Source organism: Nocardioides sp. SYSU D00038 (assembly GCF_016924665.1).
Classification (GTDB): Bacteria; Actinomycetota; Actinomycetes; order Propionibacteriales; family Nocardioidaceae; genus Nocardioides.
Genome location: NZ_JAFFJT010000004.1, coordinates 36,182 through 56,139 on the forward strand (window position 1 = coordinate 36,182; position 19,958 = coordinate 56,139).

Consider the following 19,958-nt stretch of genomic DNA (forward strand, 5'->3'; position numbering starts at 1 on the left):
TAACGGTCGGTCCGGGGGTCAGCGGACGTGGCCGTCGCCGGTGACGACGTACTTGGTCGAGGTCATCTCGGGCAGCCCCATCGGGCCACGGGCGTGCAGCTTCTGCGTGCTGATCCCGATCTCGGCGCCGAAGCCGAACTCGCCGCCGTCGGTGAACCGGGTCGAGGCGTTGACCAGCACCGCTGCGGAGTCGACGGCGGCCACGAACCGCCGGGCGGCGGCCTGGTCCTCGGTGACGATCGCCTCGGTGTGCTGGCTGCTGAACCGGCGGATGTGGGCCACCGCCGCGTCGAGGTCGGGCACGACCGCGGCGGAGATGTCGAGCGAGAGGTACTCGGCGGCGTGGTCGTCGTCGGTCGCCGGCAGCACGCCGTCGTGGGCGGCGAACGCGGGGTCGCCGTGGATCGTCACCCCGGCCTCCTGCAGGGCCGTCACCACACGGGGCAGGAAGGTGTCGGCCAGGTCGGCGTGCACCAGCAGCGACTCGGCGGCGTTGCAGACGCTGGTGCGGTGGGTCTTGGCGTTGAGCACGATCGCCAGCGCCTTGTCGAGGTCGGCGGCGCGGTCGACGTAGACGTGGCAGTTGCCGACCCCGGTCTCGATCACCGGCACGGTCGACTCCTCGACCACGCTGTTGATCAGGCCGGCGCCGCCGCGCGGGATCAGCACGTCGACCAGCCCGCGGGCCCGCATCAGCGCCTTGACGGTGTCGTGGGAGTCGGCCGGCACCAGCTGGACGACGTCGGCGGGCAGGCCGGCCCCGACGGCGGCGTCGCGGAGCACCTCGACGATCGCGGCGTTCGACGCCGCCGCGCTCGAGCTGCCGCGCAGGAGGACCGCGTTGCCGGACTTCAGGCACAGGCCAGCGGCGTCGGCAGTGACGTTGGGGCGGGCCTCGTAGATCATGCCGACGACGCCGAACGGCACCCGCACCTGGCGCAGCTCCAGGCCGTTGGCCAGGGTGCTGCCGCGCACCACCTCCCCCACCGGGTCGGGCAGGCCGGCGACGTCGCGCAGCCCCTGGGCCATCCCGGCGAGGCGCTCCTCGGTGAGGCGCAGCCGGTCGACGACGTTGGGCGGGGTGCCGCCCTCCTCCGCCCGCCGCACGTCGTCGGCGTTCGCCGGCAGCAGCTCGGCGGCCCGGGCCTCCAGCGCGTCGGCCATGGCGTGCAGCGCGGCGTCCTTGGTGGCGCGGGTGGCCAGGGCCAGCTCGTGGCTGGCGGCCCGCGCCCGGGCCGCCAGGTTGCGGACGTCCTGCTCGCTCGTCATGCCCTCAGGATAGGTGGGTCGGGCCGCCGCCGAGGGCTCGTCCCAGCCTCGCGAGCGGGCCCGTATCGTCCCCGGCATGCTGTTCGTGGTGCACCGTCACCACGCCACCACCCGCCACTACGACCTGCGGCTCGAGGTCGACGGCGTGCTGGCGTCGTGGGCGGTGCCGAAGGTCCCCTCACTCGACCCGCAGGTCAAGCGGCTGGCGATGCGCGTCGACGACCACGACCTCGACCACGCCGACGTCGAGGGCACCGAGCACGGCTCGAAGATCATCTGGGACCGGGGCGGCTACGACGCCGACGCCCCCGCCGCCGCGCTCGCCGCCGGACACCTGCGGTTCGTGCTGCACGGCGAGAAGCTGGCCGGCGGCTTCGTGCTCCAGCACACCCGGATGGGCGGCCACGACCGCAACTGGCTGCTGCTCAAGGTCGACGGCGAGCACGCCGACCCCGGCCGCGACCTGGCCCTCGAGGAGGCCTCTGTGGTCAGCGGGCTCACCAACGCCGACCTCGAGGCGGGCAGCGAGTCCTGACCCCGGACGCACGAGCGCCCCGCCACCAACCGGTGACGGGGCGCTCGACGGCAGCCGGAGCGGCTACTTGCGCTTCTCGATCTCCTCGGTGACGGCCGGGAGCACCGTGTGCAGGTCGCCGACGACGCCGAAGTCGACGAGCTCGAAGATCGGCGCCTCCTCGTCCTTGTTGACCGCGACGATCGTCTTCGAGGTCTGCATGCCGGCGCGGTGCTGGATCGCGCCGGAGATGCCGTTGGCGACGTAGAGCTGCGGCGAGACCGTCTTGCCGGTCTGCCCCACCTGGAAGGTGTGCGGCATCCAGCCGGAGTCGACCGCGGCGCGAGAGGCGCCGACCGCCGCGCCGAGGGCGTCGGCGAGCTTCTCGATCGGCTCGAAGTTGCCGCCCGTGCCGCGGCCGCCGGAGACCACGATCGCGGCCTCGGTGAGCTCGGGGCGGCCGCTGGCCTGGCGCGGCTGGGTGGCCACGATCTGCGCGGTCTTGGCGGCGTCCGAGATCGTCGCGGCGAACTCCTCGACGGTGCCGGCCGCGCCCACCTCCTCCACCGGGGCGGAGTTGGGCTTGACGGTGATCAGCGGCGTGCCGTGCGTGACCTTGCCGGTCACGGTGTAGTTGCCGGCGAACACGCTCTGGGTCGCCACGCCGTTCTCGTCGAGGTCGACGGCGTCGGTGATCAGCCCCGAGCCGGTCTTGATCGCCAGCCGGGCCGCCACCTCCTTGCCCTCGTAGCCGGAGACGAACAGCACCGCGGCGGGCGCGGCCTTCTCGACCAGCTGCTGCAGGGCCTCCGCCTTGGGGGCCACCAGGTAGCCCTTGATCTCGGCGTCGTCGACGACGTAGACCTTCTCGGCGCCGTGCTGGCCGAGCTTCTGGGCCACCTCGGCGCCCTTGTCGGACGAGCCGAAGAAGACCGCGGCCGGCTCGCCGAGGCGGCGGGCCAGGGTCAGCAGCTCGAAGGTGGGCTTGCGGATCGCGCCGTCGACGTGGTCGACGACCACCAGGACTTCAGACATGTCTACCTCTCCCGGTCCTCAGATGAACTTCTTGGAGACGAGGAACTCGGTCAGCGCGGTGGCGCCGGAGCCGTCCTCGTCTTTGACGATCTCGCCGGCGGTGCGCGGCGGGCGGGCGGAGGTGTCCTCGACCGCGGTCCAGGCGACCGAGAGGCCGACCTCGCCGGCGTCGACACCGAGGTCGGCGAGCGACCAGGTCTCGAGCGGCTTCTTCTTCGCGGCCATGATGCCCTTGAACGACGGGTAGCGGGCCTCGCCGGTCTGGTCGGTCACCGAGAGCACCAGCGGCATGGTGCCGCCGACCACCTCGGTGGCGGTGTCGCTGTCGCGCTTGATCCGCACCTGGTCGCCCTGGGTCTCGACGACCGAGGCGAAGGTGACCTGAGGGAGGCCGAGGCGCTCGGCGAGCATCGCCGGCACCACGCTCCCGGAGGCGTCGGTGGAGGCCATGCCGCACACGACCAGGTCGGGCTGGCCGATCTTCTCGACGGCCTTGGCCAGCACCAGCGAGGTGGCGACGTAGTCGGAGCCGGCGATCGCCTCGTCGGAGACCAGCACGCCCTTGTCCGCACCCATCTGGAGCGCCTTGCGCACCGCGTCGACCGCCTTCTCCGGGCCCACGCACAGCGCGGTGACCTCGGTGTCGTCGCCGGCCTTCTCCTTGATCTGGAGGGCCTGCTCGACGGCGTACTCGTCCAGCTCGGAGAGCAGCCCGTCGACGCCGACGCGGTCCACGGTGTTGTCCGACTCGAACTGCCGGTCGGCAGTGGCGTCGGGCACGTACTTCACACAGACGACAATGTTCATGGTGGTGTGGCCGGGACGGCCCCTCCTGTGCACTCGGTGTGGCACTGCTCTGCCTCGGGACCACGCCGCTGGGCGCCCACAGAGGGCGCCGCGCGTGGCGTGGGTGAGGTTACCGCCGAGTCAACCACCCGGGCCAACGTCTGGGCGGTGGGACGCGTCACACCGGGTCAGGGGCGGGTCAGCGGCGGGTCAGGGGCGGACCAGCCGGTCGACCAGGCGGCCGACGACAAGCCAGGCGATGGCGCCCAGGCCCCAGTTGAAGAGCGCGTTCTTGGTCTCGGCGTTGGCGCCGTCGAACTTCATCACGCCGTTGTCGACCGAGAAGACGCCCAGGTCGAGGGCGTCCGCTGCGTCGAGGACGAACGCGACCAGGTCGTTGTCGGCGTTGGCGTCGACCGCGATCAGCAGCGCACCCACGGCGAGGAACCCGGCGGCGAGCACGAACAGCAGCCAGAGGAGCTGGGCCAGCACCTTGCGCCAGGTCTGCAGGCTGGGTGCCCGCAGCCGGCGGCGCTTCGGCGGCGGCGGCACGACGACCGCACCCGTGCGGGTCGTCGGCGTGGTTGCCGCGGTGTCGGCCTCCGCCGGTCGGCCCTCGGGGCCCTCAGGCACCGGGCCGGCCGTCGTCGGGACGGCCGTCGTCGGGACGCCCTCGCCCTCGGTCGTGGACGCCCGCTTCCCGGACCTGGACAGCCTCATCGCTCCTCCTCGTCCCGTCAGTCGACCCAGCCTCGGCCCCGGCTCGGCGCGACGTCGTCCGACGGGTGGCGCACCCATTCCTGCTCCGCTCCGCGCCGGAGGTCAGCGACCCTCGAAGCGGGCCTTGCCCGGACCGTTCTCGACGAAGGATCGCATACCGGTGGTGCGGTCCTCGGTCGCGAACAGCGCGGCGAAGTGCTGCCGCTCGATCTCCAGGCCGGTCTCGAGGTCGACCTCGAGGCCGCGGTCGATGGCCTCCTTGGCCGCCCGGACGGCGTACGTCGCAGCACCGGCGAACTGCGCCGCCCACGCGACCGCCTCGTCGTAGACCCGGTCGGCGGGCACCACCCGGTCGACCAGGCCGATCCGCAGCGCCTCGTCGGCGGGCACGAACCGGCCGGTGAAGATGATGTCCTTGGCGACGCTCGGGCCGACCAGGCGGCTCAGCCGCTGGGTGCCGCCGGCGCCGGGGATGATGCCGAGCAGGATCTCGGGCTGGCCCAGCGTGGCGTCCTCGGCCGCGAACCGGACGTCGGCACACAGCGCGAGCTCGCAGCCGCCGCCCAGGGCGTAGCCGGTGATCGCGGCCACGACCGGCTTGGGGATCCGGGCGACGGCGGTGAAGGCGCTGGTCAGGCCGGAGGAGCGCTTGACCATGTCGGTGTGTGACATCTCGGCCATCTCCTTGACGTCCGCGCCCGCCGCGAAGACCCGCTCGCCGCCGTAGACGACGACCGCCTTGACGTCGTCGCGGGCGGTGGCCTCGGCCGCGGTGCCCCGGATCTCCTCCTGCACCTGCTCGTTGAGGGCGTTCATCTTCGGCCGGTCGAGCCGGATCGTCCCCACGCCGTCGGCCACCTCGAGTCGGACGAACTCACCCATGCCACGCTCCTGTGCTCGCTTCTGCTTCGGCTCGGTCCTCGGTCGGTCCCGGTGCGGCCGCCGACGTGGCGGGCCTCACCCCTCCGGCCGGACGACCGGGGGCACCTCCGGGGCATTGTGCCGTCATCGGGGAGAATCACGGGAATGAGTCCGGGACTGTGGCGCAGGGAGGGCGAGCGGGCGGCCGTGTGGCCGGGCCGGCACTTCCCGCTGGGCGCGACCTGGTCGGCCGAGGCGACCAACTTCGCGGTGCACGCCCCCGAGGCCACCGCGGCCTGGGTGTGCGTCTTCGACGAGGAGGGCGGCGAGCAGCAGCACCGGCTCACCGAGCAGTCCCTCGGCATCTGGCACGGCGCCGTGCCCGGCGTCGCCCCCGGCACCCGCTACGGCTACCGGATGGCCGGGCCGTGGCTGCCCGAGCAGGGGCTGCGGTTCAACCCCGCCAAGCTGCTCCTCGACCCCTACGCCCGGGCGGTCAGCGGCGAGCTCGGCACCGACCCCGCGATCTTCGGCTACCAGCTCGGCGCGCCGGAGGAGCTGAGCACCGTGGACTCCGCACCCCACGTGCCCAAGGGCGTGGTGGTCGCCGACGACCACTTCGACTGGGAGGGCGACGAGCGGCTCTACCGACGCTGGCGCGACACCGTGGTCTACGAGCTGCACGTCAAGGGCATGACCCAGCTCCACGACCGGGTGCCCGAGGAGCTGCGCGGCACCTACGCCGGCCTGGCGACCCCCGCGGTGATCGACTACCTCAAGGACCTCGGGGTCACCGCGGTCGAGCTGCTGCCGGTGCACCACTTCGTGACCGAACCGTCGATCCGCGAGCGCGGCCTGGTCAACTACTGGGGCTACAACTCCCTGGCCTACTTCGCGCCCCACGCCGCCTACTCCGCCTCCGGCGACCGCGGCCAGCAGGTCACCGAGTTCAAGCACATGGTCCGGGAGTTCCACCGCGCCGGGCTCGAGGTGCTGCTCGACGTGGTCTACAACCACACCGCCGAGGCAGGCGCGCTCGGTCCGACGCTGTCGTTCCGCGGCCTCGACGACCTCGTCTACACCCGGGTGCGGCCGCCGTCCACCGGCGCCGGCTTCGACGACACCTACTGGGACGTCACGGGGTGCGGCAACACCGTCGACGCCTCCCACCCGTTCGCGCTGCGGATGATCCTCGACTCCCTGCGCTACTGGGTCACCGAGATGCACGTCGACGGGTTCCGCTTCGACCTGACCTCCGCGCTCACCCGCACCGACCACGAGGTCGACATGCGCTCCCACCTGCTGGTCGCCATCGGCCAGGACCCGGTGCTGCGCCACGTCAAGCTCGTCGCCGAGCCCTGGGACGCCTCGATGACCGGCTACCGGGTCGGCGAGTTCCCGCCGCCGTGGATCGAGTGGAACGACCAGTTCCGCGACGAGATGCGCGACTACTGGCGCAACCAGTCCGGCGGCATCCGCACCGTCGCCACCCGGCTGGCCGGCTCCTCCGACCTCTACGCCGACGACGGGCGCTCGCCGTACGCCTCGGTCAACTTCGTCACCGCCCACGACGGGTTCACCGCCCGCGACTGGGCCAGCTACGATCACAAGCACAACGAGGCCAACCGCGAGGACAACCGCGACGGCACCGACAACAACCGCTCCTGGAACCACGGCGTCGAGGGCGAGACCGACGACGAGGCGATCGTCGCGCGACGCCGCCGGGTGGTGGCCAACCTGATGGCGACGCTCTGCCTGAGCAACGGCGTGCCGATGATCACCGCCGGCGACGAACGCGGGCGCACCCAGCGCGGCAACAACAACGCCTACTGCCAGGACAACGAGACCTCCTGGATCGACTGGCGCCCCGACGACGCCTGGCTCGACGTCTACGACGTGGTCAAGACCGCCCTCCGGTTGCGCCGCGAGCACCCTGCGCTGCGCCAGCGGCACTGGTTCGAAGGCCGCCCGACCATCCGCGGCGGTCCCAAGGACCTCGCCTGGCTGCACCCCTCCGGTCGCGAGATGACCGGCGACGACTGGCACGACGAGTCGCTCACCTGCGTCGGCATGTTCGTCTCCGGCGCCCCGCTCCGCTCCCCCGGCCCCCGCGGCGAGCAGCAGTTCGACGCGTCGTTCATGATCTGGATGAACCCCGGCGACAGCCCGCTGCGCCTCGAGCTCCCCGAGAACGACTGGGTGCAGGCCGGCGAGGTGGTCCTCTCCACCGACGCCAAGCTCCCCGTCGGCACCCCGGTCAAGGCCGGCGACCGCCTCGCCCTGGGCCGCCAGTCGCTCGTGGTCTTCCGCCAGTCCTGAGCGGTGGTCGAGCCGCGTTGGTTGAGGAAGTCGCGCTAGCGACTGTCTCGAAGCCCCGTACGACGAAAGCCCTCCGGTGGGAACGGGATGCTGACTCGGGAGCGCCGACCCGGCGCCAGTTGTCACCAGATCGCACCGACCCGGCGTCAATGAACGACGGCTCGGCGAAACCTGGGGTCGCTCGCGGTGCTTGGGGAGGGCGCTCGCCCCACCACCGCTGGTTGAGGAAGTCGCGCTAGCGACTGTCTCGAAACCCCGTACGACGAAAGCCCTCCGGTGGGAACGGGAAGGCTCTCGTCTCACCGGGTAACGAGTGAAGGACTTCGTCCTTCCTCAACCAGCGCACGCACCGGCCCCACCGCCGGCGTGCCGCGTCGCACGGCACGGAGGCGGCGGAGCGAGGGGCGTCGTTCGGCACGTAGACGGCGGCGTGGCGCCGCAGCGAACCTGGGGAACGGCAGGGCAGAGTCCGGCGACACGGCAACGAGTGCCGAACGACGTCCGGCACGCAGCAGCCGCAGCGCCCCACCACGCGCGGCACCCCGCACCCACACCCCACAACAGTCAGCACCCCGCCCGGATCACACCAACCTGCAGTCAGCCCCCGCCCGAGCACCGTCCGCGGAGTCCCCACAAACGGGAGGGCGTTCGGCTCACCGGGTCTCGAGGCTCAGGCCTGGCGGCCTTCGCACCTCGACCAACGCCCGGCGGTCGGCTCACCGGGTCTCGACGACGCTCGCTGGCGCTCGCTGCTCGACCACCGGCGCGCGCCCGATCCGCACGCCGGCGTGCCGCGTCGCACGGCACGGAGGCAGCGGAGCGAGGGGCGTCGTTCGGCACGTCAACGGCGGCGTGGCGCCGAGACGAGCGCCGGGGAACCGCAGGGCAGAGTCCGGCGACACGGCAACGAGTGCCGAACGACGTCCGGCGCGCAGCAGCCGCAGTGCCCCACCACGCGCGGCACCCCGCACCCACACCCCACCAACAGTCAGCACCCGCCCGGATCACACCACCCGGAGTCAGCCCCCGCCCGAGCACCGTCCGCGGAGTCCCCGCGAACGGGAGGGCGTTCGGCTCACCGGGTCTCGAGGCTCAGGCCTGGCGGCCTTCGCACCTCGACCAGCGGTGGGCACGACGACCGGGGGGGGGGGGGGGGGGGGCCCCCCCCCCCCCCCCCCCCGGGGGCGCCCCCCCCCCGGGGGGGGGGGGGGGCCCCCCCCCCCCCCCCCCCGGCACCGGTGGACCCCCAGGTCTCCCGGGTCTGTGTCGTCAGCGCACCCGGAGGGTCCTGGTGGCCGACGCGGACGGCTTGACCGTGCTCGAGCCGAGGTACTTGACCACGAGCTTGTGCACGCCCCTCTTCAGCTTGGGCAGCCTCAGCACGATCCGGCCGCGGTGGCCGGCCGCGAGCTTGCCGCTGGCGATCCGCTTGCCCTTGTCGAGCAGGACGACCTGGCCGGTCGGCACCTTGGCGCTGGTGACCTTGACCGTCGCCGTGCCCTTCTTGCCCTTCTTCACCGCGTAGGTGGCGGTGGTCTTCGAGGCGGCCTTGACGGTCGGCTGACCCGGGCCGCCGCTGCCGCCCTTCGGGGCGACGAACAGCCCGACGTACGGCGTCACGTAGTGCCGGTCGCCGCCGTGCCCGTTGACGGTGAAGCCGACCTGGAAGTGGTCGCCGGACTCCGCGATCGGGCAGGGCCCGTCACCCTCGATCCGCTTGCGGCACTCGGGGCGCTGGGTGGCGGGGCCCTTCATCTGGCGGGTGGCCTTGACGGGGAACTGGAACTCGAAGACGTCGCCCTGGTCGAGGAAGAACGGGTTGCCGTTCTCGTCGCCGATCAGCGTCGCCTCGGGGAGCTCGTCGTAGGTGAAGTTGCGCTCGCGCATGTCCTGGGAGTCGCCGTAGTCCTGGAGGTCCCACATGTAGGCGCCCTCGGCGAACTCCAGCCCGGCGGGGAGGACCAGCTGGGGTACGACGTTGACGCCCTCGCTGCACGGCATGCCGATCAGGCCGATGTAGCCGCGGACGTAGAACGTCTCGCCGACCTCGGGGACCTGGTTGTCGGCGGTGCGCCAGCCCACGTTGGCGCTGACGCCCGTGCGCGGCTGCTTGAGCCAGCAGTCGTAGATGATGTCGGAGTCGGACTTCCCGTCCTGCCACTCCCCCGCCGCAGAGGCGGGGGTCGACGGGGCCAGCAGGCCCGCGGTCGCGACGAGCGTCGCGAGCAGGGCCAGCAGGAGCTTCTTCATGACGTGCCTTTCGTGGAGGGGAGAGGTGCTGGGCCGGGAGGCGCTCATCGGGTCGCCACCCCCAGGCCCTCGATGCGGACGGGCCGCTTCTTGCTGGTGACCACGACCCGGACCGGGCCGGTGTACGGCGCCGCGAGCGCCGGTAGGACGACGAGCCGGCGACTGGTGGCGCGGCCGGCGAGTCGGACCGTGCCGAGCAGCCGCTTGCCGGCGTAGACCCTGACCGTGCCGTGGCGGCGGCCGCCGCCAGCGACCAGCGCGATCCGCCGGGCGCCGGTGACCCGGCGGGTCAGCGCGGCGCCCTTGCGCCGGGTGGTGACGTAGCTGCCGCCGTAGGCGCGGGCGGAGCGCTTGGTCGTCCACTTCTTCCGCTGGCGCAGCTCGGCGGCCAGGTGGGGCACCGTCCAGCTGCGGGTCGCCGGCGAGGCGTCGACGTTGCCGCGCCCGTCGGTGGCGGTCGCGGTGAGCAGGTGGGTGCCGGAGGTCAGCCCGGGCAGGGTGAGTGCCCCCGGGGCGCACGGACGGGCCCTGCCGTCGAGCGTGCACGACAGCGTGCCGGCCTCGCTGGCGCCGAGGGTGAACCGCGCCGTGCGGTCGAGCAGCCAGCCGCGGTCGGCGGGGCCGCCCGTGAGCGTGGTCTCGGGTGCCCCCGCGTCGACGATCCAGGCGTGCGAGGTCGGGACCTGCTGCTGGTTGCCGGCCGTGTCGGTGCTGCGGACCTCGAAGCGGTGCTGACCGTCCGGCAGCCCCGTGTAGACCATCGGTGAGTCGCACCGGGTCCACCGGCCCTCGGTCAGGCCGAGGGTCAGCCGGCAGTCGTGGCGCACCGCACCGGTGGCGTGCCACTCGAAGCGGGCGGAGGTGCCGTCGATCACGTGCCGCTCGAGGACCGCCTCGGGGGCGCTGGTGTCGACGACGAACGAGTACGTCGCCGAGGTCTGGTCGACCCAGCCGAAGTGGCGGCTGGTGACCTCGAAGGTGTGCCACCCGTCGGAGAGACCGCCGTAGGCCATCACGCCGTCGGGACCGGCACCGCACGGCTTCAGGTCGGCGCCGTCGAGCCGGCAGAGGAACTCGCTGCCGCCGATGGTGCGGAACGTGAACCGCACCTCGCTGCTGTTCCACTCCTTCGGCGGGGCCGTCAGGAGCTGGGTCTCGACCGCGCGGAACATCAGGCTGGTGGCGCTGACGTTGCCCGACATGTCCTCGGTGCGGACCCAGTACTCGTGCGCGCCCGCCGGCGCGCTGATCACCTTCCCGGGCTCGCACGGCGCGTAGGCCTGCTCGTCGAGACGGCACTCGGCGTAGATGCCGTCGTACTCGAAGTCGACGCGGAAGGTGCCCTGGGTCTCCGGCACCTGGGTGAGCCGGAGGTTGCTGATCACCGGCGGCTGCACGTCGCGGAAGCGCGCCAGCGGCTTGCGCTCGTCGGAGGAGAACGCGCCGGAGTGGACGGCGCACTCGGTCACGCCCTTGGTCTCGCGGGTCTGGTCGCAGCCCTCCCAGCCGTCGAACCTCCACGCGCCCCGGGGCGCCGCGGCCGGGGTCGGCCGCAGCCACACCCACGCCTCGAAGGGCTCGGAGTTGCGCACCCGCGAGCACCAGTGGGTGACCCGGTGGTCGCTGTTGGTCGTGAAGTCGCACACGGTGGAGCCGTTGTCCTCGAGGGAGCCCTCGACGACGTCGACGCGGCCGGCGCCCTGGATGCCGATGGTCACGCCGACCTGGCCGGCCATCGCCGGCGGCGCCAGCGCGAGCAGGCTCAGGAGCAGGCCGAGGCTGGCGAGCAGCGCGCCGACGACTCGGGGCCGGGTGCGGCCGCGGCGGGAGTGGGGGCGGGGAGGCATGGTTGCTGGTCCGTTCGGGAGAGGTGCGGGGGTCACAGGGCGGCGCGGGCCGGCAGGTCGGGCAGGGCGATCCACTCGTCCCAGGTCAGGTCGCGGCCCACGTAGCGCGGTCGGGTCAGCGGCCAGTCGCTGGCGATCCACGCCGGCACCAACCGGTCGAGGGCGGCCTCGACCTCGCTGCCGACCAGGGCGTCGACCACCCACCACGAGATCTCGGCGTCGGCGCCGGCCTTCTCGGGCGGGTCGACGTAGACGCAGCCGAGCAGCGCGGACTCGGCGGCGTCGAAGAGCGCGTAGTTGAACGACTCGTGCGCCTCGATCTCGGCCTCGTGCCGGGCGAGGTCCTCGCGGTCCTGCTCGCGGGTCATGCCGACCGGGGGCCAGCCCCACGCCGCGCCGTAGATCGACCAGAGCCGGTCGCGCGACCCCATCACCGCGGGCAGGTCGAGGTCGACGTCGGTGGCCCGGATGGGGCGCAGGTGGTGCCCGGTGGGCAGCGCGACCCGGGTCGGGTGCTGCCAGCCGACGGGCAGCCAGGTGGTGGTCTCGTCCATGGCACCACCCTCGGCGGCGCCGCTTGCGGCTCCCCTGCGGATCGCTTGCGGCGCCTTGTCGCCGCCCTGACCCGACGCCGGCGGCCGCCGCCGGGGCCCGCTAGGAGCCGGTGGCGAAGGCCACGACCTCCGGCATGCCCATCCTCCGGCCGGCCGCGACGGCCTCGTCGAACGCCGCCCCCAGGGCCGCGCGGGCGCCGTCGATCGCCTGGGCCAGCATCGCCTCGTCGGGCTTGTAGTAGCCGTAGACGTTGGCCCCGACGGTCTCGCGCAGCCGCTGCGCGGCGCCGTGCAGCACCGCGACCCGCCGGTGCGCCCCGGCGAGGGAGTCCACGACGCCGAGGGTGTCGAGGAAGTAGGCCAGGTTGGCCATGTCGCCAGTGTCGAGGCTGAGCCGGATGCCCTCCTCGAGCTGGCGCCGGGCGGTCGCGGGGTCGTGGGTCGCGAGAGCGACCTGGGCGGCGGTGAACAGCGTGATGTAGATGGCGAGCGGGTCCTGGCGCTCGTGCGCAGCCGCCAGCGCGAGGTCGACCTTCTCGGCGGCCCGCGCCAGGTCGCCCTGGAGCAGCGCGACCGTGCCGAGCCACACGTGCGCGAGCGTCCACATCCAGGCGCCGCCGAGCCCGGCCTCCTCGCACAGCGGGATCGTGTCCTCGAGCGCGCGCACCGCGCCGTCGAGGTCGCCCTCGCCCAGCGCCACGAGGCCGACGCCGGCGAGGTTGTGCGACCGACCGGCCAGGTCACCGGTGCGCTCGCCGAGCTCGTTGCCGCTCTCCCAGTACTCGCGCGCGGTCCGCAGGTCGCCGCCCGCGAAGGCCATCGCCGCCAGCACGGCACTCGTCCGCACCCGCACCGGGTCGGAGAGCTCCATCCCGAGCAGGGCCGAGCAGATCCTCCGGCCCTCGAGCAGCGCGCCGCGCAGCCACCAGAACAGCCACAGGTCCCAGGCCAACCAGCCGGCGAGGTCGCCGTCGCCGTCCTCGATGCCGGAGTCGAGCGCCGCGACGAAGTTGGCGTGCTCGCGCTCGGCGACCGCCAGGGCCCCGATCGTGCCCGGCCCCCGGTAGGCCGGCTCGAGGCGGCCGGCCAGGTCGCGGAAGTAGCGGCGGTGGGCCTGCCGGGAGGCAGCCCGCTCCTCGCCGCGGAGCAGCCCGTCGGCGTACTGCGAGATGGGCTCGAGCATCCGGAACCGGGCCAGGTCGGGGTGGTCGGCGTCGGGGAGCACCAGCGAGTGCTCCACCAGCGACTCCAGCAGGCCGAGGACGCCGGGCAGGTCGTCGGCGACCGCCTCGACGGCGTCGAGGGTGAACCCGCCCGCGAAGACCGAGAGGCGGCGGAAGAGCTCCTGCTCGGCCGGCTCCAGCAGCTCGTGGCTCCAGTCGATCGCGGTGCGCATCGTGCGCTGCCGCGGCGGCAGGTCGCGGGCACCGCCCGCGGCCATCACCTCCTCGAGCCGGGCCAGCATCGCGGCCGGCGGCATCAGCCGCACCCGGGCCGCGGCGAGCTCGATGGCCAGCGGGATGCCGGCGAGCCGTCGGCAGATCGAGCCGACCGCGGCCGCGTTGCCGGGCTCGAGGGCGAACGACGGCGCGACCGCGGCGGCCCGGTCGACGAACAGCGCCACCGCCGCCGAGTCGGCCAGCACCTCCGGGTCGGCCTCCTGGGGCTCGGGCAGCGGGAGCGGCGGCACCTGGTACTGCACCTCGCCCCGGACCCGCAGCGTGGTGCGGCTGGTCACCAGCACGGTCAGCTCGGGACAGCTCGCCACCAGCCGGCTCAGCGGGGCGGCGGCGTCGAGCAGGTGCTCGAGGTTGTCGAGCACCAGGAGCAGCTGCTGACCGCGCAGGTGCTCGACCAGCGCCGGCACCGGGTCGAGGCCCTCGACCCCGCTCAGCCCGGTGGCGCGACCGACCTCGGGCAGCACGGTCGCGGGGTCGCTCAGCGGGGCCAGCGAGACCACCACCGCGCCGTCGCGGTACGACGCGGCGGCGGCCTCGGCCACCGCGTGCGCCAGCCGGGTCTTGCCCACCCCGCCGACGCCGGTGAGCGTGACCAGGCGCTGGGTCGACCCCTCGAGCAGCGAGCGCACGTAGGCGACCTCCTGCTCGCGGCCGAGCAGCGGGCTGCTGGGCGGCACCACGTCGGAGCGGAGCCCGCCGGTGGCCGGCGCCTCGGCGGCCGCCGGGCGCGCGGGGACGGCCGGCGCCGGCGCGGGCCGCTCGACCAGGAGCGACTGGTCGTGCTCGAGGATCCGCTGGTGCAGCTGCTGCAGCTCGGGCCCGGGGTCGAGGCCGAGCTCGTCGGCCAGCACCTCGCGGACCTCGGCGTAGACCGCGAGCGCGTCGGCCTGCCGCCCGGCGCGGTAGAGCGCCCGCATGAGCAGCGCCCGCAGCGACTCGCGCAGCGGGTGCTGCGCCACCAGGGCCGGCAGCCGGTCGAGCACCGGCTCGTGGTGGCCCAGCGCCAGGTCGAGCTCGCCGGCGAGCTCCTCGGCCGCCAGCCGCTGCCCGTCGAGCCGGGCGGCCTCGGCCTCGGCGAACGGGTGCGGGATGTCGGCGTACGCCGCGCCCCGCCACAGGCCCAGGCCGTCGGCGACGTGCTGGCGGGCGGCCTCGGTCTCGCCGGCCGCCTGGGCGGCGCGGGCGGCGGCCAGCAGGTCGAGGAACCGGACGGCGTCGACCTCCCCCGGCCCGGCATCGAGCCGGTAGCCGGGCGGGGCCGTGGCGATCTCGATACCGGTGCCGTCGCGCAGCCGGGCGCGCAGCCGGGAGATGATCGCGTGCAGGTTGGCGGTGGTGCCGCCGCGGGCGCCGTCGCCCCAGACCCGCTCGAGCAGGGCGTCGGTGGAGACCACCCGTCCGGCGTCGACGACCAGCGCGGCGAGCACCTCGCGGTGCCGGGGCGAGCCGACGTCGACGGGGCCGTCACCGTGGACCGCGAGGGGTCCGAGCACCGTGATCATCGGGGGTCACCCTATGACCTGGTGAGCGGTTCTCTTTACCGAACGCCGCGGGTCGGGACGCTCAGACCGCGAGCGCGACCACCCCGAGCTCGGCGGGCGAGGTGAGGTGCTCGTTGCGCGGCACCACACGCACCGTGTAGCCGAAGGCGCCGCTGTGGTGCAGCGCGACGTCGACGTCGAAGCGGTGCCGGCCGCCCTCGTAGCTCTCGGCCAGGTGCAGCGGGGAGACCTCGGGGTCGCCGAGCCGGTCCTCGGTGTCGATCCGACCGTGCACCAGCTGCACCTCCACCTCGTCGGGCGACAGCTCGCCCAGCGCGACGAAGGCCCGCACCGACAGCTGCTGCCCGACCTCGGGGGCGTCGCCCAGGCCGCTGCTCTCGATGTGCTCGACGCGCACCGACGGCCAGGCCGAGCGCACCCGGGTCTTCCACGCAGCCAGCCGGGCCGCGCCGGCGTAGTCGGCGTTGAGCGACCGGGCGTTGGTGGCGGCCGGGGAGTACAGCTCGCGCACGTAGTCGCGGACCATCCGGGTGGCCAGCACCTTGGGGCCGAGCGACTTCAGCGTGTGGCGCACCATCTCCAGCCAGCGACCCGGCGTGCCGTCCGGCCCGACGTCGTAGAAGCGGGGCGCGACCTCGTTCTCGACCAGGTCGTAGAGCGCCGCGGCCTCGAGGTCGTCTCGCTTGTCGGGGTCGTCGACGCCGTCGGCCGACGGGATCGCCCAGCCGTTGCTGCCGTCGTACCACTCGTCCCACCAGCCGTCGAGGATCGAGAGGTTCAGCCCACCGTTGAGGGCGGCCTTCATCCCCGAGGTGCCGCAGGCCTCGTAGGGGCGCAGCGGGTTGTTGAGCCACACGTCGCAGCCGGGGTAGAGCGGCTGTGCCATCGCGATGTCGTAGTTGGGCAGGAAGACGATGCGGTGCCGGACCTCCGGGTCGTCGGCGAACTGCACGAGCTCCTGGATCAGCTTCTTGCCGCCGTCGTCGGCCGGGTGGGACTTGCCGGCGATCACGAGCTGGACCGGCCGCTCGGGGTGCAGCAGCAGCGACCTGAGCCGCTCCTTGTCGCTCAGCATCAGCGTCAGCCGCTTGTACGACGGCACCCGGCGCGCGAACCCGATCGTCAGCACGTCGGGGTCGAGCGCGCCGTCGATCCAGCCGAGCTCGGCCGGCGCCGCACCGCGCTTCTCCCACGCCTGGGCCAGCCGGCTCCGGGCGTCCTCGACCAGCCGCTCACGCAGCCGGCGCTTGACCGCCCACATGTCCTGGGCGGGGATCTTGTCGACGGCCGCCCAGAACGAGTCGGCGTCGTCCCCGAAGGGGTCGGCCCCCTGGGCGGCGGCCAGGTCGAAGACCTCGCGGGCGACCCAGGTGGGCGCGTGCACGCCGTTGGTGATCGAGCCGATCGGCACCTCGGCCTCGTCGAAGGCCGGCCACAGGCCGTTGAACATGCCGCGGCTGACGTGCCCGTGGAGCAGCGAGACGCCGTTGGCGCGCTGCGCCAGCCGGAAGCCCATCACCGCCATGTTGAACACCGCGGGGTCGCCGCCGTCGTAGTCCTCGCTGCCGAGCGGCAGGATCCGCTCGACCGGCACGCCGGGCGTGGCGCCGCCCTCGCTGAAGTACTGCTCGACCAGCGACCGCGGGAACCGGTCGATGCCCGCCGGCACCGGGGTGTGGGTCGTGAAGACCGTCGAGGCGCGACCCATCTCGAGCGCGGTGTCGAAGTCGAGTCCGGGCCCGGACGGGTCGACGGTGAGCTCGCGGATCCGCTCCAGGCCGAGGAAGCCCGCGTGGCCCTCGTTGGTGTGGAACACCTCGGGCTCAGGCGCGCCGGTGATCCGGCTGTAGACGCGCAGCGCCCGCACCCCGCCGACGCCGAGCAGCAGCTCCTGGCGCAGCCGGTGCTCGGTGTTGCCGCCGTAGAGCCGGTCGGTGACGTCGACGTAGTGGTCGGGGTTACCCTCGACGTCGGTGTCGAGCATCAGCAGCGGCACCCGGCCGACGCTGGCCACCCAGATCCGGGCCACCAGCGGCGGCCCGTCGGGCAGGTCGATCGAGATGGTGGCGCGGGTGCCGTCGGCCTCACGGAGCAGCGAGATCGGCAGCTCGTCGGGGTCGAGGACGGGGTAGGTCTCCTGCTGCCAGCCCTCGCGCGAGAGCGACTGCTGGAAGTAACCGTGGCGGTAGAGCAGGCCGACGCCGACGATCGGCACCCCGAGGTCGCTGGCGGCCTTGAGGTGGTCGCCGGCGAGGATGCCGAGCCCGCCGGAGTACTGCGGCAGCACCGCGGTGATGCCGAACTCCGGGGAGAAGTAGCCGATCGCGCGCGGCCCGTCCGGCACCCGCTGCTGGTACCAGCGGTCGCCGGAGAGGTAGGCGTCGAGGTCGGCCTTGGCCGCGCCGAGCCGGTCGAGGAAGCCCTGGTCGTGGGCGAGCTCCTCGAAGCGGGCGGCGTCGACGGCACCGAGCAGGCGCACCGGGTCGTGCTGCACCGACTGCCACACCTGCGGGTCGACCGCCGCGAAGACGTCCTGGGTCGGTGGGTGCCACGACCACCGGAGGTTGCCGGCGAGATCGCCGAGGGCACCCAGGGCGGGCGGCAGGACAGGACGGACCGTGAATCGTCTGATCGCTCGCACCCTCGGCACGCTAGCGCGGATCTTGGATCGATCCAACAGTTCGGCGCCGCCGTCGCGGGGGCCGCCGACGAACGCCTGCCCGACCAGCGGACGGGGCGGGTTGAAAGTCGCACCGAGTGGCGACTGGAGGGACGTCGCCGTCCCCGGCGACCGCCCCGACGCGCTGACGTCGCGGCGATCGTCCCTCGCTAGGTTGGAGCAATGGTCGGCCGTATCCCCGTCATGGACGTCACCCCCGTCGTCGACCTCGGCCGCCAACCGGCCAAGGCGACCGTCGGCGAGCCGTTCCCCGTGCGCGCCACGGTGTTCCGGGAGGGTCACGACCGGCTCGGCGCCGAGGTGGTCCTCACCGGCCCGGACGGCGAGCGCCGGCCGCCGGTGCGGATGACGCCGGTCGACGACGTGCCCGACCGCTTCGAGGCGTGGCTGCTGCCCGACGACGGCGGCAGCTGGACCTTCGAGATCAGCGCCTGGTCCGACCCCGTCGCTACCTGGCAGCACCACGCCGCGGTCAAGGTCCCGGCCGGGGTCGACGTCGAGCTGGTCTTCACCGAGGGCGGGCTGCTGCTGGAGCAGGTGCTCGCCGACCTGCCCGCCGGCTCCCCCGACCACGCGCTGGTCCGGGCCGCGATCGAGACCGCCGCCGACACCGACCGCCCGCCCGCGGCCCGCCTGGCCGCGCTCCAGGACCCCGGCCTCGAGGCGGTGCTGGCCGCCCACCCGGTGCGCGAGCTGGTCACCGCCGAGGGCCCCTACCGCATCTACGCCGACCGGCCGCGGGCCCTGTTCGGCAGCTGGTACGAGTTCTTCCCGCGCTCGGAGGGCGCCACCCGCGACGCCGACGGCACCGTGCGCGCCGGCACCCTGCGCACGGCGGCCGAGCGCCTCGACGCGGTCGCGGCGATGGGCTTCGACGTCATCTACCTGCCGCCGATCCACCCGATCGGCGAGGTCAACCGCAAGGGGCCCAACAACACCCTCACCCCGGGTCCCGACGACCCCGGCTCGCCGTGGGCCATTGGGTCGCGCCACGGCGGCCACGACGCCGTCCACCCCGACCTCGGCACCCTCGACGACTTCGACGCCTTCGTGGCGCGGGCGACCTCGCTCGGCCTGGAGGTCGCCCTCGACCTGGCCCTGCAGGCCGCGCCCGACCACCCGTGGGTGACCTCCCACCCGGAGTGGTTCACCACCCGCGCCGACGGCACCATCGCCTACGCCGAGAACCCGCCCAAGAAGTACCAGGACATCTACCCCGTCAACTTCGACAACGACCCGGTCGGCATCTGCCGCGAGGTGCTGCGGGTGGTGCGGCACTGGATGGCGCACGGGGTGCGGATCTTCCGCGTCGACAACCCCCACACCAAGCCGCTGGCGTTCTGGGAGTGGCTGCTCAAGGAGGTGCGGCGCACCGACCCCGACGTCGTCTTCCTGTCGGAGGCGTTCACCCGCCCGGCGATGATGCAGGGCCTCGGCGCCGTGGGCTTCCACCAGAGCTACACCTACTTCACCTGGCGCACCGGCAAGCGCGAGCTCGAGGACTACCTCGTCGAGGTGTCGCGGGAGACCGACCACGTGATGCGGCCGAACTTCTTCGTCAACACCCCCGACATCCTCCACTCCTACCTCCAGTACGGCGGTCCGGCGGCGTTCAAGGTGCGGGCGGTGCTGGCCGCGACCGGCTCGCCGAGCTGGGGCGTCTACGCCGGCTACGAGCTCTTCGAGCACGTCGCGGTGCGGCCGGGCAGCGAGGAGTACCTCGACTCGGAGAAGTACCAGGTACGGGTGCGCGACTGGGACGCCGCCGCGGCGGAGGGACGCAGCCTGGCGCCGTACCTCACCAGGCTCAACGAGGTGCGCCGCGACCACCGCGCCCTCCAGCTGCTGCGCAACGTCACCGTCCACGCCAGCGACGACGACTCGGTGCTCGTCTACAGCAAGACCACCGCCGGGCAGCTGCCCGGCGCGGTCGACACGGTCGTGGTGGTGGTCAACCTCGACCCGCACGGCACCCGCGAGACCATCGTCCACCTCGACCTGCCGGCCCTGGGACTGGCCTGGGGCGACTCGTTCGTCGTGCACGACGAGATCACCGGCGAGGAGTGGACCTGGAGCCAGCACAACTACGTCCGTCTCGACCCGGGCCACGAGCCGGCCCACGTCCTCACGGTCCGGAGCAGCCGATGACCTCGATCCCCCC

At 73.4% G+C, this 19,958-nt stretch carries 13 protein-coding genes; 3 read left to right on the plus strand and 10 right to left on the minus strand.

The genetic code is table 11. From position 1 onward, the window contains the following. Positions 1-18 precede the first annotated feature (18 nt). Entirely contained in the window at positions 19-1,269 is a 1,251-nt protein-coding gene (locus tag JT721_RS00520; protein WP_205470933.1) for a glutamate-5-semialdehyde dehydrogenase, read from the minus strand. Between the two features lie 76 nt (positions 1,270-1,345). Between JT721_RS00520 and JT721_RS00525 the strand changes: the two genes are divergently transcribed. Continuing rightward, positions 1,346-1,804 carry a DNA polymerase ligase N-terminal domain-containing protein gene (locus JT721_RS00525; RefSeq protein WP_205470934.1) on the plus strand — a complete coding sequence of 153 codons (459 nt, stop codon included), beginning with the start codon at positions 1,346-1,348 and terminating at the stop codon, positions 1,802-1,804. A 63-nt stretch (positions 1,805-1,867) separates the two neighbouring features. On the opposite strand, the gene JT721_RS00530 is transcribed toward JT721_RS00525, so the two are convergent. The 4 genes from JT721_RS00530 to JT721_RS00545 all read right to left on the minus strand — a co-directional run bounded on the left by JT721_RS00530 (position 1,868) and on the right by JT721_RS00545 (position 5,206). Further along, entirely contained in the window at positions 1,868-2,818 is a 951-nt protein-coding gene (locus tag JT721_RS00530; protein ID WP_205470935.1) for an electron transfer flavoprotein subunit alpha/FixB family protein, read from the minus strand. Between the two features lie 18 nt (positions 2,819-2,836). After that, positions 2,837-3,625, minus strand: a complete 789-nt coding sequence (locus JT721_RS00535) for an electron transfer flavoprotein subunit beta/FixA family protein (RefSeq protein WP_205470936.1) — start codon at positions 3,623-3,625, stop codon at positions 2,837-2,839. A gap of 189 nt (positions 3,626-3,814) precedes the next feature. Then, on the minus strand, positions 3,815-4,324 hold the full coding sequence (locus JT721_RS20595; RefSeq protein ID WP_240339870.1) for a hypothetical protein: 510 nt from the start codon (positions 4,322-4,324) through the stop codon (positions 3,815-3,817). 102 nt (positions 4,325-4,426) lie between these two features. Beyond that, positions 4,427-5,206: an enoyl-CoA hydratase/isomerase family protein gene (locus JT721_RS00545; RefSeq protein ID WP_205470937.1), complete on the minus strand. Its 780-nt coding sequence runs from the start codon at positions 5,204-5,206 to the stop codon at positions 4,427-4,429. A gap of 144 nt (positions 5,207-5,350) precedes the next feature. Here JT721_RS00545 and glgX point away from each other — a divergent pair, with 144 nt between their 5' ends. Beyond that, positions 5,351-7,504, plus strand: coding sequence for a glycogen debranching protein GlgX (glgX, locus tag JT721_RS00550; RefSeq protein WP_205470938.1), 2,154 nt, complete (start codon positions 5,351-5,353; stop codon positions 7,502-7,504). A gap of 1,269 nt (positions 7,505-8,773) precedes the next feature. Here glgX and JT721_RS00555 read toward each other — a convergent pair. The 5 genes from JT721_RS00555 to glgP form a co-directional block, all read right to left on the minus strand. Continuing rightward, positions 8,774-9,754, minus strand: a complete 981-nt coding sequence (locus JT721_RS00555; RefSeq protein ID WP_205470939.1) for an Ig-like domain-containing protein — start codon at positions 9,752-9,754, stop codon at positions 8,774-8,776. 44 nt (positions 9,755-9,798) lie between these two features. Then, complete coding sequence (locus JT721_RS00560) at positions 9,799-11,601, minus strand: hypothetical protein (RefSeq protein ID WP_205470940.1); 1,803 nt, start codon at positions 11,599-11,601, stop codon at positions 9,799-9,801. A gap of 32 nt (positions 11,602-11,633) precedes the next feature. Continuing rightward, the gene (locus tag JT721_RS00565) at positions 11,634-12,155 is read right to left on the minus strand and encodes a GNAT family N-acetyltransferase (protein ID WP_205470941.1); all 522 of its coding nucleotides are present in this window, start codon (positions 12,153-12,155) and stop codon (positions 11,634-11,636) included. 100 nt (positions 12,156-12,255) lie between these two features. Further along, complete coding sequence (locus JT721_RS00570) at positions 12,256-15,117, minus strand: BTAD domain-containing putative transcriptional regulator (protein WP_205470942.1); 2,862 nt, start codon at positions 15,115-15,117, stop codon at positions 12,256-12,258. Between the two features lie 61 nt (positions 15,118-15,178). After that, a complete protein-coding gene (gene glgP / locus JT721_RS00575; protein WP_205470943.1) occupies positions 15,179-17,758 on the minus strand; it encodes an alpha-glucan family phosphorylase in 2,580 nt (859 codons plus the stop codon). 201 nt (positions 17,759-17,959) lie between these two features. On the opposite strand from glgP, the gene JT721_RS00580 reads away from it, so the two are divergent. After that, positions 17,960-19,945 carry an alpha-1,4-glucan--maltose-1-phosphate maltosyltransferase gene (locus JT721_RS00580; RefSeq protein WP_205470944.1) on the plus strand — a complete coding sequence of 662 codons (1,986 nt, stop codon included), beginning with the start codon at positions 17,960-17,962 and terminating at the stop codon, positions 19,943-19,945. Positions 19,946-19,958: the final 13 nt, after the last annotated feature.

What these genes read in the sequence shown, in the direction of transcription:
- JT721_RS00545 (WP_205470937.1), bottom strand. Translation starts at nt 5,206, where the DNA reads ATGGGTGAGTTCGTCCGACTCGAGGTGGCCGACGGCGTGGGGACGATC.
- JT721_RS00570 (WP_205470942.1), bottom strand. Translation starts at nt 15,117, where the DNA reads ATGATCACGGTGCTCGGACCCCTCGCGGTCCACGGTGACGGCCCCGTC.
- JT721_RS00560 (WP_205470940.1), bottom strand. Translation starts at nt 11,601, where the DNA reads ATGCCTCCCCGCCCCCACTCCCGCCGCGGCCGCACCCGGCCCCGAGTC.
- JT721_RS00525 (WP_205470934.1), top strand. Translation starts at nt 1,346, where the DNA reads ATGCTGTTCGTGGTGCACCGTCACCACGCCACCACCCGCCACTACGAC.
- JT721_RS00555 (WP_205470939.1), bottom strand. Translation starts at nt 9,754, where the DNA reads ATGAAGAAGCTCCTGCTGGCCCTGCTCGCGACGCTCGTCGCGACCGCG.
- JT721_RS20595 (WP_240339870.1), bottom strand. Translation starts at nt 4,324, where the DNA reads ATGAGGCTGTCCAGGTCCGGGAAGCGGGCGTCCACGACCGAGGGCGAG.
- JT721_RS00580 (WP_205470944.1), top strand. Translation starts at nt 17,960, where the DNA reads ATGGTCGGCCGTATCCCCGTCATGGACGTCACCCCCGTCGTCGACCTC.
- JT721_RS00565 (WP_205470941.1), bottom strand. Translation starts at nt 12,155, where the DNA reads ATGGACGAGACCACCACCTGGCTGCCCGTCGGCTGGCAGCACCCGACC.
- JT721_RS00520 (WP_205470933.1), bottom strand. Translation starts at nt 1,269, where the DNA reads ATGACGAGCGAGCAGGACGTCCGCAACCTGGCGGCCCGGGCGCGGGCC.
- JT721_RS00535 (WP_205470936.1), bottom strand. Translation starts at nt 3,625, where the DNA reads ATGAACATTGTCGTCTGTGTGAAGTACGTGCCCGACGCCACTGCCGAC.
- JT721_RS00530 (WP_205470935.1), bottom strand. Translation starts at nt 2,818, where the DNA reads ATGTCTGAAGTCCTGGTGGTCGTCGACCACGTCGACGGCGCGATCCGC.
- glgX (WP_205470938.1), top strand. Translation starts at nt 5,351, where the DNA reads ATGAGTCCGGGACTGTGGCGCAGGGAGGGCGAGCGGGCGGCCGTGTGG.